Source organism: Rhizobacter sp. J219 (assembly GCF_024700055.1).
Classification (GTDB): Bacteria; Pseudomonadota; Gammaproteobacteria; order Burkholderiales; family Burkholderiaceae_C; genus Rhizobacter.
Genome location: NZ_JAJOND010000001.1, coordinates 3,940,572 through 3,954,821 on the forward strand (window position 1 = coordinate 3,940,572; position 14,250 = coordinate 3,954,821).

At 69.2% G+C, this 14,250-nt stretch carries 8 protein-coding genes and 1 pseudogene; 8 read left to right on the top strand and 1 reads right to left on the bottom strand.

Features of this window, described 5'->3' with window-relative positions; genetic code table 11:
- Positions 1–50 precede the first annotated feature (50 nt).
- The 3 genes and pseudogenes from LRS03_RS18650 (at position 51) to alaC (ending at position 9,178) form a co-directional block, all read left to right on the top strand.
- Positions 51–5,789 carry an alpha-2-macroglobulin family protein gene (locus LRS03_RS18650; RefSeq protein ID WP_257827365.1) on the top strand — a complete coding sequence of 1,913 codons (5,739 nt, stop codon included), beginning with the start codon at positions 51–53 and terminating at the stop codon, positions 5,787–5,789.
- Positions 5,786–7,888 carry a penicillin-binding protein 1C gene (gene pbpC / locus LRS03_RS18655; RefSeq protein WP_257827367.1) on the top strand — a complete coding sequence of 701 codons (2,103 nt, stop codon included), beginning with the start codon at positions 5,786–5,788 and terminating at the stop codon, positions 7,886–7,888. The genes LRS03_RS18650 and pbpC overlap by 4 nt, the downstream gene beginning before the upstream one ends.
- 84 nt (positions 7,889–7,972) lie before the next feature.
- Positions 7,973–9,178 (top strand): annotated as a pseudogene (gene alaC, locus LRS03_RS18660) (alanine transaminase).
- A gap of 69 nt (positions 9,179–9,247) precedes the next feature.
- On the opposite strand, the gene LRS03_RS18665 reads toward alaC, so the two are convergent.
- Positions 9,248–9,601 (bottom strand): phage holin family protein, encoded by a 354-nt coding sequence (locus tag LRS03_RS18665; RefSeq protein WP_257827369.1) that lies wholly within the window; start codon positions 9,599–9,601, stop codon positions 9,248–9,250.
- A gap of 131 nt (positions 9,602–9,732) precedes the next feature.
- Here LRS03_RS18665 and LRS03_RS18670 point away from each other — a divergent pair, with 131 nt between their 5' ends.
- The 5 genes from LRS03_RS18670 to LRS03_RS18690 all read left to right on the top strand — a co-directional run bounded on the left by LRS03_RS18670 (position 9,733) and on the right by LRS03_RS18690 (position 14,249).
- A complete protein-coding gene (locus LRS03_RS18670; protein WP_257827371.1) occupies positions 9,733–10,452 on the top strand; it encodes an energy transducer TonB in 720 nt (239 codons plus the stop codon).
- A gap of 2 nt (positions 10,453–10,454) precedes the next feature.
- Positions 10,455–11,198 carry a MotA/TolQ/ExbB proton channel family protein gene (locus tag LRS03_RS18675; RefSeq protein WP_374685067.1) on the top strand — a complete coding sequence of 248 codons (744 nt, stop codon included), beginning with the start codon at positions 10,455–10,457 and terminating at the stop codon, positions 11,196–11,198.
- Between the two features lie 10 nt (positions 11,199–11,208).
- Positions 11,209–11,628 carry an ExbD/TolR family protein gene (locus tag LRS03_RS18680; protein WP_257827375.1) on the top strand — a complete coding sequence of 140 codons (420 nt, stop codon included), beginning with the start codon at positions 11,209–11,211 and terminating at the stop codon, positions 11,626–11,628.
- Positions 11,625–11,819, top strand: coding sequence for a hemin uptake protein HemP (gene hemP, locus LRS03_RS18685; RefSeq protein WP_257827377.1), 195 nt, complete (start codon positions 11,625–11,627; stop codon positions 11,817–11,819). Before LRS03_RS18680 ends, hemP begins: the two co-directional genes overlap by 4 nt.
- A 78-nt stretch (positions 11,820–11,897) precedes the next feature.
- Positions 11,898–14,249, top strand: coding sequence for a TonB-dependent receptor (locus LRS03_RS18690; RefSeq protein ID WP_257827379.1), 2,352 nt, complete (start codon positions 11,898–11,900; stop codon positions 14,247–14,249).
- Position 14,250: the final 1 nt, after the last annotated feature.

Here is a 14,250-nt window from a genome sequence, read left to right on the forward strand (position 1 = left end):
ACGCCGAGCCCTTATCCTTGCCGCCTTCCAAGGAGGCCTGGAGACACGGCATGCACCGCTTGAAGATCGCCACCCGTCGCGCCTGCGTGGCGCTGCTCACCGGCGGCCTGGCCGTCGCGGCCCAGGCGGCCAGCGTCACGGGCGTGACCCCGCAGGGCGACGTGGCGCAGGTGCGCCAGGTCGTCGTCAAATTCTCCGAAGCCGTGGTGCCTTTTGGCGACCTGCGGCAACCCGACCCCTTCAACCTCGCCTGCGAAGGCCCGGTGCCCAAGGGCGCCGGCCGCTGGTCGGACGAGCGGGTGTGGCTCTACGACTTCCAGGAGCCGGTGCCGCCCGGCACACGCTGCACGCTGAAAGCCCGCAGCGAGTGGAAGCCGCTGAAGGGCACGCTCACCGGCAGCACGAACTACAGCTTCAGCACCGGCGGGCCTGCGGTCAGCGCGACGCAGCCGTATGCCGGCGCGCAGATCGAGGAAGACCAGCACTTCCTGCTGCGCCTCACCGGCCCCGTGGTCGAGTCGTCGGTCCTCGCCCACGCCCGCTGCGAGATCGAAGGCATCGGCGAGCGTGTGCCCGTGCGCATCATCACCGGCACCGCGCGCGACGAGGTGCTGAAAGCGCGCCGCCTGCAGAAAGACGCCGCGCGCTGGCTGCTCCTCGCCTGCCAGCGCCCGCTTCCGGTCGACACCCCGGTGCGCCTGGTGTGGGGTGCGGGCATCGCGTCGCTCGCCAACCCGCAGGTGGTCACGCGCACCGAGCAGCGCTACAGCTTCCGTGTGCGCAAGCCCTTCACGGCCGAGTTCAGCTGCGAACGCGAGCGGGCCGAGGCGCCCTGCCTGCCGATCCGGCCGATGTCGCTTCGCTTCTCGTCGCCGGTGCCGCGCGCCACCGCCGAAGCGGTGCGCCTGAAGCCCGCCTCGGGCGCGGCGCTCAAGCCGCAGTTCGACAAGGACGACACCTCGGTGGAGGTGAGCGAGGTCCGCTTTCCCTCGCCCTTGCCCGAGGCGGCCAGCTTCATGGTCGAGCTGCCGCGCGAGGTCAAAGACGCGGCCGGCCGCACGCTGGCCAACGCGGGCAGCTTTCCGCTCAAGGTGGCCACCGGCGATGCGCCGCCGATCGCGAAGTTCGCCGCTGCGCCTTTCGGTGTGATCGAGCACGAGGCCGAGTCCATGCTGCCGGTGACGCTGCGCCACGTGCAGGGCGACCTGCGGCCCGGTGCGGCGTCGGGTTCGTTGCGCATCAAGACGCTGCGCAACGACGCCGAGATCCGCAGCTGGTACCTCCGGCTCGACAACGCCCATCAGCGCGAACGGCAAAGCCGCGAGGAATCGCTGCTGTCGAAAGCGCCCGACGTGAAGCGGCTCGATCTGCCCAAGCTGCAAGGGGGCGACCCGCGCCCCTTCGAGGTGGTGGGCATTCCGTTGCCCGAGCCTGGCTACCACGTGGTCGAAGTCGAGTCTCAGCGCCTGGGTGAATCGCTGCTCGACAAGAAGGCGCCGATGTACGTGCGCACCGGGGTGCTGGTGACCAACCTCGGCGTGCACTTCAAGCTCGGCCGCGAGAACAGCCTCGTCTTCGTGACCACGCTCGACCGCGGCAGGCCGGTGCCCGAGGCCGAGGTCGCGGTCTACAGCTGCACCGGCGCACGGGTGTGGAGCGGCCGCACCGACGCCGAGGGCCTGGCGCGCATCGGGCAGCCGATCGTGCAGCACAACACCGGCTGCGACACCGATGGCTCCGGCGACTTCTTCGTCACCGCCCGCAAGCCCAACGCCAAAGGCGCGACCGACCTCGCGTTTGTCTTCAGCAGCTGGCAAAAGGGCGTGGAGCCGTGGCGCTTCAACCACCCGACCAGCCTGGACCCGCAGCCCGACCAGCGGGCTCACACCGTGTTCGACCGCACGCTGTTGCGCGCCGGCGAGACGGTGTCGATGAAGCACTTCATGCGCCGCGAGACCTCGGCCGGCCTGGCCATGCTGCCGCCCGCCGAGCTGCCGACCCGCCTGAAGATCGTGCACCAGGGCAGCGGCCAGGAGTTCGTGCAGCCCTTGCGCTGGAACGGCGCCCGCAGCGCGAGCAGCAGCTGGAACATCCCTGCCGCCGCGAAGCTCGGCGTCTACGAGGTCGTGCTCGAACGCGAGAACGTGAAGGACGACACCACGCGCCGCGTGTGGACGAGCGGCAGCTTCCGCGTCGAAGAGTTCCGCCTGCCGCTGGTCGATGCCCGCGTGAGCGGGCCCAAGACGGTGGCGGTGGCGCCGAAGGAGCTGCCGATCGGCGTGCAGCTCAACTACTTCTCCGGCGGCGGCATGGGTCAGGCCCCGGCGCGGCTCACCGCCCTGCTGCGCCCGCGCAGCAGCGGCATGCCGGGCTACGACGAGTTCAGCTTCGAGCCGCCGCGCGAGACGAACCGCGACGACGAGGAACCGCGCCTCGAACAAGGCCGGCTCGTTGCCGACAAGCTGCCGCTGACGACCGACCGCAATGGCGCGGCCACCGTCACGCTGAAGGAGCTGCCGCCCATCACGCGCGCCAGTGAGCTGGTGACCGAGCTGACCTTCAATGACCCCAATGGCGAGGTGCAGACCGCCTCGACCCGCGTCGCGCTGTGGCCGAGCGCGGTGGTGCTGGGCCTGAAGACCGGCTCGTGGGCCAGCAACCGTGGGCGGGTGTTGTTCCAGGCGCTGGCGCTCGACACGTCGGGCAAGCCGATCAAGGGCCAGAAGGTCGAGGTGCGCGGCCGGCTTGCGCAGGTGATCAGCACCCGCAAGCGCATGGTGGGTGGCTTCTACGCCTACGACAACCGCACCGAGGTGAAAGACCTGGGCGTGCTGTGCAGCGGCAGCAGCGACGATCGCGGCCTCGTGCTGTGCGACGCCGCGCTCGACAGCGCCGGCCAGGTCGAACTGATCGCGCAGGCGAAAGACGGCAACGGGCACCTGGCCCAGGCCGCCAGCTCCGTGTGGGTCACCCGGCAAGGCGAGCTCTGGTTCGCGCAAGACAACGACGACCGCATCGACGTCCTGCCCGAGAAGAAGAGCTACCAGCCTGGCGAGACCGCCCGGCTGCAGGTGCGCATGCCCTTCCGCGAAGCGACGGCGCTCGTGAGCGTGGAGCGCGAAGGCGTGCTTTCGACGCAGGTCGTGACGCTGCGCGGCGATGACCCGACGGTGGAGCTGAAGATCGACAAGACCTGGGGCCCCAACGTCTACGTGAGCGTGCTCGCGCTGCGCGGGCGCATCCGAGAGGTGCCGTGGTACTCGTTCTTCACCTGGGGCTGGAAGGAGCCGATCAACTGGGTGCGGTCGTTCTGGTACGAAGGGCGCGAGTACCAGGCGCCCACCGCGATGGTCGACCTCTCCAAGCCGGCGTTCAAGCTCGGGGTGGCGGCGCTTGACGTGGGCATCGCGGCGCACAAGCTGCAGGTGACGGTCACGCCCGACAAGCCGCAGTACACCGTCCGTCAGAAGGCGATGGCCCGCGTGAAGGTGGTGAAGGACGGCAAGCCGCTCGCCGGCGCCGAGGTCGCCTTCGCCGCGGTCGACGAAGGCCTGCTGGCTTTGAAGCCCAACGACTCGTGGGACCTGCTGCACGCGCTGATCCAGCAGCGTGCCTGGGGCGTGGAGACGGCCACAGGCCAGAGCGAGATCATCGGCCGCCGCCACTACGGCCGCAAAGCCGTGGCCGCGGGTGGCGGCGGCGGCAAGAACCCGACGCGCGAGCTCTTCGACACCCTGCTGCTCTGGAAAGACCGTGTGGTGCTCGACGGCAACGGCGAGGCGGTGATCGAGGTGCCGATCAACGACTCGCTGACCAGTTTCTCGCTGGTGGCGATTGCCGATGCCGGCGTGCAGCAGTTCGGCACCGGCAGCGCCAGCATCCGCGTCACGCAGGACCTGCAGCTGCTGCCCGGCCTGCCGCCGCTGGTGCGCGAGGGTGACCAGTTCAGCGCGATCCTGACGCTGCGCAACACCACGTCGCGCGAGATGAAAGTGCGGGCCACGCTGCAGGGCACCGCCCGCGTCGGCGACGACATCGCCCGCACGCCGATCGCGCTGGCACCCCAGGAGGTGGTCATTCCCGCCGGCAGCGCCAAAGAGCTGAGCTGGGGGGTGGCGGTGCCGCCCGAGGCGCTGAGCATCGCGTGGGAGGCGACGGCCGACGGACTCGGCGGCGACAAGGCCCGCGACCGGGTCAGGGTCACGCAGCTCGTCAGCGCCGCGGTGCCGGTGCGTGTGCTGCAGGCGACGCTGCAGCAGCTCGATGGGCCGGTCTCGATGCCGGTGGCGGCACCGGCCGATGCGCTGCCGGAGAGCGGCGTCAAACGCGGCGGTCTCAACGTCGCGGTGCAGCCCCGGCTCACTGGCGCGCTGCCCGGCATCCGCCGCTACTTCGAGACCTACCCCTTCATCTGCCTGGAGCAGAAGGCCTCGAAGGCGATTGGCCTGAAAGACGCCAAGCTGTGGGCCACCGTCGCCAACACGCTGCCGACCTACCTCGACAGCGACGGCCTCGCGAGCTACTTCCCACCGCGCGCGGACGACGGTCCCCGCGGCAGCGACCGCCTCACCGCCTACCTGATCGCCGCCACGCACGAGGCGGGCTTCGAGCTACCCTCGTCGGCCCAGGCGCTGATGCTGGACGGGCTCACCGCGTTTGTCGAAGGCCGCATCGAGCGCAAGTTCTGGTCGCCCCGCGCCGACCTGGACGTGCGCAAGCTTGCCGCCCTCGAAGCGTTGTCGCGCCACGGGCGCGCGCAGCCGAAGATGCTGGGCTCGATCAACCTCACGCCCAACCTGTGGCCCACCGCCGCGGTGATCGACTGGCTCAACATCCTGCAGCGTGTGAAGGGCATCCCCGAGCAAGCCAAGCTGCTGGAAGAGGCGCAGCAGATCCTGCGTGGCCGCCTCACCTACGCGGGCACCACGCTGCGCTTCAGCAACGAGGAGGGTGACTTCTGGTGGTGGCTGATGGACAGCGCCGACGCCAACGCGGCGCGGCTCATCCTCGCGGTGCTCGACGAACCGGGCTGGAAGGACGACCTGCCGCGCATGGTGGTCGGCAGCCTTGGCCGCCAGCGCGGGGGCGCGTGGCTCACCACCACGGCCAACCTGTGGGGGTCGCTCGCGCTCGACAAGTTCGCCACGAAGTTCGAGTCGGTGAAGATCGCCGGCAGCACGATCGCCAGCGTGGAAGGCAGCAAGCCGGCGAGCATCGACTGGGCCCGCCAGCCCGAGGGCGGTGCGGCGCTGCTCGCCTGGCCCGAGAGGCCCGGCACGCTCCACGTCGCGCAGCAAGGCAGCGGCAAGCCCTGGCTCACGGTGCAAAGCCTTGCCGCCATCCCGCTGAAAGCGCCGCTGCGCGCCGGCTACAGCATCACCCGCAGCGTGAGCGCGGTCGAGCAGAAAGACAAATCGAAGTGGTCGCGCGGCGACGTGATGCGCGTGCGCCTGGAGGTCGACGCGCAGAGCGACATGACCTGGGTGGTGGTGAGCGACCCGGTGCCCGGTGGCGCCACGCTGCTGGGCTCGGGCCTCGGGCGTGACTCGACCATCGCCACCTCCGGCGAGAAACGAAGCGGCACCGCCTGGCCGGCCTTCGAGGAGCGCAGCTTCGAGGCCTTCCGCAGTTATTTCGACTACCTGCCCAAGGGCAAGCATGTGATCGAGTACACCGTGCGGCTCAACAACGGTGGCAAGTTCTCGCTGCCACCCTCGCGCGTGGAGGCGATGTACGCGCCCGAGAGCTTCGGCGAGCTGCCGAACGCGGCGCTGGAGGTGGCGCCGTGAGAGCCGCCGCGCTGCTGCTGGCCTGCGGCCTGTGGGCCGGGGCCGCGCACGCAGTGCCGAGCTTCGGCGAGGTGAAGGCGGCGCACAAGCCGTCGGACGTGACACTCGTCGACCGCCACGGCACCCCGATCCAGACGGTGCGCGTCGACAAGAGCGTGCGCCGCCTGCCGTGGGTGCCGCTCACCGACATCTCACCGGCGCTGCTGCACGCCATCGTGTTGAGCGAAGACCAGCGCTTCTACCAGCACAGCGGTGTGGACTGGAGTGCGGTGGCGCAGAGCGCCTGGGCGAACGTGTGGAACACCCGCACCCGCGGCGCCTCGACGCTGACGATGCAGCTCGCCGGCCTGCTCGACGACGACCTGGCCCGCCCGACAGGCGGGCGCAGCGTGGCGCAGAAGCTCGGCCAGGCCGTCACCGCCTCGCGGCTCGAAGCGCGCTGGAAGAAGAGCGAGATCCTGGAGGCGTATCTCAACCGTGTCGCCTTCCGCGGCGAGCTGGTCGGTGTGGCCGCCTTGTCGCAGACCTTGTTCGGCAAACACCCGAGCGGCCTCGACGCCCAGGAGGCCGCGCTCGCCGCCGCCTTGCTGCGCAGCCCGAATGCCGAGGCCGACATCGCCGCGCGCCGCGCCTGCGGTGTGCTGCAGCAGCAAAAGATCGACTGCACGGGGGTGGTGGCACTGGCGCACAGTGCGTTCCGCAAACGGGGAGGCATGGTGCTCGGCGAGCAGCTCGCGCCGCACTTTGCGCGCCAGATCACCTTGCACCCGCCCGTCGTGCGCACCACGCTCGACGCGCGGCTGCAGCGTGTCGCCATCGCCACGCTGCGACGGCACCTCGCCGAGCTGAGCGGGCGCAACGTCGAAGATGGCGCGGTGCTGGTGCTCGACAACCTGAGCGGCGAGGTGCTCGCCTGGGTGGGCAGCAGCGGCGGCCTGTCGGAGGCGGCCGAGGTCGACGGCGTGGTGGCACGGCGCCAGGCCGGCTCGACGCTCAAGCCCTTCCTCTACGGCCTCGCCTTCGAGCGCCGCCTGATCACGCCCGCGAGCCTGCTCGACGACTCGCCGGCGCAGCTGGCCACCGCCAGCGGGCTCTACCTGCCGCAGAACTACGACAAGAGCTTCAAGGGCTGGGTCAGCGCCCGCACCGCGCTCGGCAACAGCCTCAACGTGCCGGCGGTGCGCCTGGGGGCGATGCTCGGGCCCGATGCGGTGCTGGCCCGTCTCAACGCGCTGGGTTTCGCACTCCCCGAATCCGCCGGCTTCTACGGCCATGCGCTGGCGCTCGGCGGTGCCGACGTGACGCTGCTGGCCTTGACCAACGCCTACCGCAGCCTGGCGAACGGCGGTGCCTACGCACCGATCGCGCTGCAGACGCCGACCCCCAGGCCGCGCCAGGTTGCAGATGCCGCAGCCACCTACCTCGTCACCGACATCCTGGCCGACAACGCAGCCCGTGCCCTGACCTTCGGCCTCGACAGCGCCCTCGTCACCCCCGGCTTCGCCGCGGTGAAGACCGGCACCAGCAAGGACATGCGCGACAACTGGTGCATCGGCTACACCGACCGCTACACCGTGGGCGTGTGGGTGGGCAACGCGAGCGGCGAGGCCATGCACCATGTGAGCGGCGTGAGCGGCGCCGCGCCGATCTGGCAGGCGCTGGTGCGGCACCTGCACGACGGGCGTGTGTCGAAGCGGCCGGCGGTGCCCAAGGGTGTCGTGCAGGAGCGGGTGCAGCTCGCCGGCAATGCCGAGCCTGCGCGCGAGGAGCTCTTTCTTGCCGGCACGACGCAGTCGCGCTGGCAGGCGAGCCACCAGATGCAGGCACGGCAGCGCTACGGCATCACGAGCCCGCGCGACGGCAGCCTCTTCGCGATCGACCCCGACATGCCGCCACGCGCACAGCGCATCCACTTCGAAGGCGAACGCGGCACCTGGGTGCTCGACGGCAAGCGCGTGGGCGAAGGCACGCGCTTGAGCTGGGCGCCGTGGCCGGGCCGCCACGAGCTGCAGCTCCTCGGCCGCGACGGCCGTGAAATCCAGCGCGTGCGCTTCGAGGTGCGCGGTGCGGGCGTGAAGACGGCGCAGCTCTCGCGTTAGCTTCAGGCTAATATCCGCGGGCCTCGCCACATCGCGGGGCACGTCGCTCGGACGGTTCCGGGCGCTCACGTGAAAGCCAATCCAATGTCTGTCTCAGGCAAGCGCCGCTTTGCGCGCATCGATCGCCTTCCCCCTACGTCTTCAACATCACGGCCGAGCTCAAGCTCGCCGCGCGCCGCCGAGGTGAAGACATCATCGACATGAGCATGGGCAACCCCGACGGGGCCACGCCGCAGCACATCGTCGACAAGCTCGCCGAGGTCGCGCAGCGGCCCGACACCCATGGCTACTCGGCCAGCAAGGGTATCCCGCGGCTGCGCCGTGCGATCTCGCACTGGTACCGCGACCGCTATGGCGTGGAGATCGACGCCGACCACGAGGCCATCGTGACGATCGGCTCGAAGGAGGGCCTCGCGCACCTGATGCTCGCCACGCTCGACCGCGGCGACACCGTGCTCGTGCCCGACCCGAGCTACCCCATCCACATCTACGGCGCGGTGATCGCTGGTGCCGACATCCGCTCGGTGCCGCTGGTGCCGGGGGTCGACTTCTTCGCCGGAGCTCGAGCGGGCGATCCGCGGCAGCTACCCCAAGCCCAAGATGATGGTGCTGGGCTTCCCGTCGAACCCGACCGCGCAGTGCGTCGAATCCGACTTCTTCGAGCGGGTGGTGGCGCTGGCGAAGAAGCACGACATCTTCGTCGTGCACGACCTGGCCTACGCCGACATCGTGTTCGACGGCTGGAAGGCGCCGTCGATCATGCAGGTGCCGGGCGCGAAAGACATCGCGGTCGAGTTCTTCACCCTGAGCAAGAGCTACAACATGGCCGGCTGGCGCATCGCCTTCATGGTCGGCAACCGCGATCTCGTGGCCGCGCTCGCGCGCATCAAGAGCTACCACGACTACGGCACCTTCACCCCACTCCAGGTGGCCGCCATCGCCGCGATGGAAGGCGACCAGAGTTGTGTGAAAGACATCGCGCTGCAATACCAGAAGCGCCGCGACGTGCTGGTGAAGGGCCTGCGCGAGGCCGGCTGGGACGTCGAATGCCCCAAGGCCTCGATGTACATCTGGGCCCGGATCCCCGAGCGCTACCGGGCGATGGGTTCGCTCGAATTCGCCAAGCTGCTGCTGGAAAAAGCCAAGGTCAGCGTGTCACCGGGCATCGGCTTCGGCGACCACGGTGACGACCATGTCCGGTTCGCGTTGATCGAAAACGAGTCGCGCATCCGCCAGGCCATCCGCGGCATCAAGGCGATGCTGAAAGAAGCCGCAACGCAGCAAGCGTAGCGAGCTGCCCATTCGAGCAACACCCACGGAGCCGGCTTCGCCGGGCCGCCGGGTGGCGTCCCTTGGGGGCTAACTCTTGAACAGGCGCTCCATCGCCGTGTCGATCACCATGCCGCACAGGCTGTAGATCAGCGATCCGATGAGCGCCGCACCGAAGCTCCTCACGGCCAAGCCCGAGAGGAGCTCGGCCGCGAAATAGAACATCAGCGCGTTGATCACGAAGAGGAAGAGGCCGAGCGTGATCACCGTCACCGGCAGCGTCAGCAGCACCAGCAGCGGGCGCAGCAACGCGTTGAGCAGGCCCAGCACCAGCGCGGCAATTAGGGCGGCCGTGAAGCTCGTGACGGTGACGCCGGTGTAGACATGGGCCACCAGCAGCAAGGCTGCGGCGAGGAGCAGCCAGCGAACAATGATCTTGACCATGGGGCCGGAGCATAGCGGCGGCCGTGCCTTCTGCCGAGCCCAGTGCCGGTAACTCAAATACGAATCGTTCTCATTAGTGATACACTGGCGCGCATCGCTGCCTCGGCAGCCGCTCTTCGCCGTCGTGTTCCATGCCCCTCACCGCTGCACCCGATGCATTGCCCGATCCGCTCGCGCTGGCGGCGCGGCGCGTGCCCGTGCAGCGACGTGATGGCCTGAGCCGCGCGCAGTACCGCGCGGTCGTGGCGGCGATTGCCGCGGTCCATGTGATGGGCATCTACGGCATCCTGCAGGTGCCCGCGGTGCGCGCCTCGGTGCTCGAAGCCGCGCCCATCTTCGTGGACCTGCTGGCCCCGCCCGCACCGCCCGTGCCGGCGCCCCCTCCGCCGCCGCCGCTGAAGCCGGTGCTCAAGCGGCCCGAGCCCCCGCTGATCACCACGGCGCCCTCGCCCGCGCCGGCGCCGTTCGAGGCGGCACCCGCGCCCGAGGTGCCGGTGCCGCCGGCGCCGGTGGTGGCCGAAGCCCCGACCGCGCCGCCCGCCCCACCGGCTCCGCCGCCCCCACCCAAGATCATTCCGGCCGAAGCGGTGCAGTACCTCGTGCGCCCGGTGGGCGAATACCCGCGCATGTCGATCCGCATGGGCGAGACCGGCCTGGTGATGGTGCGTGTCTACATCGACGAGGGCGGCATGCCGCGCCAGGTGGTCGTCGAGAAGTCGTCCGGCTTTCCGCGCCTGGACGAAGCGGCGGTGGTTGCGGTGCGCGGCGCCCGCTTCAAGCCCTACCTCTTCAATGGCGCGCCCACCGCGGGCTGGGCGCGCATCCCGATTCCTTTCGAACTGGAGAAGTGACCGTGAACGCAGCTGACAGCTCGCTGGGCTTTGCCCATTTCATCTCGCAGAGCGATGTGGTCGGCAAGACCTTGCTCGCGATCCTCGTGCTGATGTCGGTGGTCTCGTGGGCCATCATCGCGATCAAGGGCCTGACCCTGCTCGCGCGCAAGAAACGCAGCGAAGCGTTTCTCTCCTTCTTCTGGAATGCGAGCTCGCTCGACGCGGTGGCCTCCGAGATCGTGACGCATGGTGCCAACGACCCGTTCTCGCACCTCACCAGCCACGCGATGAGCGCCCGCGCGCACCACGCCAAGTACGGCGCCGCCAAGCTCGAGGAAGCCGGCTCGGCCGGCGACTTCGTCACCCGCACGATCAAGAAGGTGCTCGACGAAGAAACCACGCGCCTGGAAAACGGCCTGGCCATGCTGGCCACCGTCGGCGCCACGGCGCCCTTCGTTGGCCTCTTTGGCACGGTGTGGGGCGTGTACCACGCGCTGGTGGCGATCGGCATGAGCGGCGCGGGCACGCTCGACAAGGTGGCCGGCCCGGTAGGCGAGGCGCTGATCATGACCGGCCTCGGCCTCGCGGTCGCGATCCCCGCGGTGATGGGCTACAACTGGCTCACCCGCGCCAACCGCGTGATCCTCTCCAAGCTCGACGCCTTCGCCTACGAGCTGCACACCTTCGTGTCGATGGGGCAGCCGCTCTCGGGTGAGGTGGTGCCGCTGCGCGGAAGCGTCGGTCAGCAGACCCGCGCCGCCTGAGGAGCACACGATGGCCTTCGCAAGCTTCGACAACCGCAGCGCCGGCGCGCCCATGGCCGAGATCAACATGGTGCCGCTGATCGACGTGATGCTGGTGCTGCTCGTCATCTTCATCGTGACCGCGCCGCTGCTCACGCAGGCCGTCAAGCTCGAGCTGCCCAAGGCCAGCTCGCGGCCCAACGTGACGCCCTCAGAAAAAGTGGAGTTCGCCATCGACGCCGGCGGCGGCCTCTTCTGGAACGGCGAGCCGGTGGAGCGCGCCGAAGCCGCGCGCCGCTTCGGCGTCGAGAGCCAGAAGCAGCCGCAACCCGAGGTGCACCTCAAGGCCGACCAGAACGTGCCGTATCGCGTCGTCGCGCAGACCCTGGCCGACGCCTCCAAGGCCGGCCTCACCAAGGTCGGCTTCATCAGCGAGCCCGAGACGCCGTGAGCCTCACGCCACCCCCGATCGACCGGCCCCTGCTGCCACAGGCCCAGCCTGGCGAGCCGCGGCTGCCAGCCGAGCCGCGCATCTCCAGCCGCCAGCTGCTGGGCGACGCGAAGGAGGTGCTGATCGAGCACCGCGGCGCCGTCTACCGCTTGCGCGAGACCTCACTCGGCAAGCTCATCCTTACCAAGTAAGCCCTTCTCACGACATACCAGCACCAGCCAGCCTCGCCTTCTGCCAGCCCGTGCATCGCCAACAACCTGGAGATCACTGTGCCCACCAAGAAGCCCGCGCCCGGCCCTGCTGCTGCGGCCCCCGCCCGCCCCACCCTGCTGCCGCTCGGCGCCCTTGCCGCGGGCTTCGGCCTCGCCTTCTCGCCCGCGATGGCGCAGCAGGCGGCCACACCGGCGGCAGCTGCCGCGTCCGCCGTGGCGCCGGCGCCCGCTGCACCCACGAGCGAGCCGTCGGTGACCACGCTACCGCCCGTCAAGGTGAAGGCCGCGGCGGAGCCCACCGGCAAACAGGCCTATCAGGCCACCACCACCCGCATCGGCAAGGGCAAGCAGGAGCTGCGTGACGTGCCGCAATCGGTGACCGTCGTCACCGAGCGCCTGATCGACGACCGCAACATCGACACGATGAAAGAAGCGCTCAAGCAGACCGCCGGCATCACCTTCCAGGCTGCCGAAGGTGGCGAGGAAGACATCCGCCTGCGTGGCTTTTCCCTGCAGTCGACCGGTGACATCTTCATCGACGGCATGCGCGACCCGGCGTTCTACGAGCGCGATTCCTTCAACTGGGACCGCCTGGAGCTGCTGCGCGGCTCGGCCTCGATGCTCTTCGGCCGCGGCTCCACCGGCGGCGCGGTCAATCAGGTCACCAAGCAGCCGATGCTGTCGAACGACTACGAGGTCAGCATCACCCTGGGCAGTGGCAACTACATGCGCACCACGCTCGACATGAATCAGCGCACCGGTGAGACCACCGCGGTGCGTGTCAACACCATGCTCACGCAAGCCGACAACTACGGCAACAAGATCGACAACAAGGGCATCGCGCCGACGATCAAGTACGGCATCGGCACGCCGGACGAGGTGTCGATCGGGCTCTATCACCTGGAGAACAACACCGGCATCCACTACGGCCTGCCGTGGTTGACCCCAGGCGCGAGCGGTGGCGACTACCTCTGGCCGACCGATGCGCGCAACTACTACGCACCCGCCAGCGACTACGCACGTGGGGGCACGACCCAGGGCAACCTCGTGCACACCCACAAGTTCAGCGAGCACAACGAATTGCGGACGGCGCTGCGCCTGGCGCGCTACGAGCGCGATCAGCGCGCGAGCGCCATCCGGTTCGGCAACGCGGCCGCTCAGCCGCCGGGTGGATCGCCGGTCACGTCCGACAACTTCAGCGACCGCACGGTGCTCACCCGCGGCACGCAGATCAAGATCATGGACATGGACACCCAGTACTTGCAGAGCGACTACAGCGGCAAGTTCAAATGGGGTGGGCTCGACCACAGCGTGCAGGCCGGGGGTGACTATGCGAACGAGCAGTTCCAGAACTTCTCGGCTGCGCCGCCTGCGGGCGTGACGCTGACCAAGCCGACCACGACCGTCGGCTCACCCAACGACCGTGCCTCCGTCGACGAGGGTGCCCGCGTCCGCAGCCTGACCCGTGAGTTCGACATGAAGGCGCTGGGCCTCTACGTGCAGGACCTGGTGCAGGTGGCGCCGAAGTGGAAGGTGCTCGCCGGCCTTCGCGTGGACAAGCTCGACGGGCGGTTTCACGCGATCGCCGCCCAAGGCCAGCCGACCACGGGCACCCCGCCCGTGCCCAATCCCTGCTACACGCCAGCGAACAGCTACAGCCAGCGCGACGACACGCTGTGGAGCAAGCGCTTTGGCGTCATGTACCAGCCAACGGCGACGCAGTCGTATCACTTCTCCTACGGCACCTCGTTCAACACCTCGGGCGACACCTACCAGTACGACCCGGGCACGGTGAACACCCCGCCCGAGTCGAGCCGCAACATCGAGCTGGGCGCCAAGTTGGACAACGCCCGTGGTGACCTCAGCACGCGTTTCGCGATCTTCCAGGCCACCAAGTACAACGAGCGCAACCGTGACGCCGAAAGCGTGAACGCCTGCAACTATGTGCTGTCGGGCGAGCGGCACGCGTCCGGCGTCGAGATGGACATCATCGGCCGCATCACGCCGGAGTGGGAAGTCTTCGGCTCCTACGCCTTCATCCCGAGCGCCAAGGTCGACAGCTCCTCCGGGGCTGCCGGTACCGAAGCGGTGGGCTCCCGTCCCGGCCTGACCCCACGCCACAGCGGCACGATCTGGACGACCTACAAGGTCGTTCCCCAGTGGCGCATCGGCGGTGGCTTGAATGCGCGCAGCGGCGTCAAGCCGGTGGGTCTCGCCGCCAGCTCGCCGATCACCGCGCCGCGCTACATCACCGGCGATCTGATGGCCGAGTTCGACCAGGGCCACGCCATCTTCAAGATCAACGTGACCAACGTGACCGACGAGCACTACGCCGACATGATCTACCGCGGCCACTACGTCCCGGGCAAGCCGCGCACCGTGCAGCTCAACATGACGCTGAAGTTCTGAT

Coding starts and splice junctions, on each gene's coding strand:
- LRS03_RS18680 (WP_257827375.1), top strand. CDS start 11,209: ATGGCCTTCGCAAGCTTCGACAACCGCAGCGCCGGCGCGCCCATGGCC.
- LRS03_RS18665 (WP_257827369.1), bottom strand. CDS start 9,601: ATGGTCAAGATCATTGTTCGCTGGCTGCTCCTCGCCGCAGCCTTGCTG.
- LRS03_RS18650 (WP_257827365.1), top strand. CDS start 51: ATGCACCGCTTGAAGATCGCCACCCGTCGCGCCTGCGTGGCGCTGCTC.
- LRS03_RS18670 (WP_257827371.1), top strand. CDS start 9,733: ATGCCCCTCACCGCTGCACCCGATGCATTGCCCGATCCGCTCGCGCTG.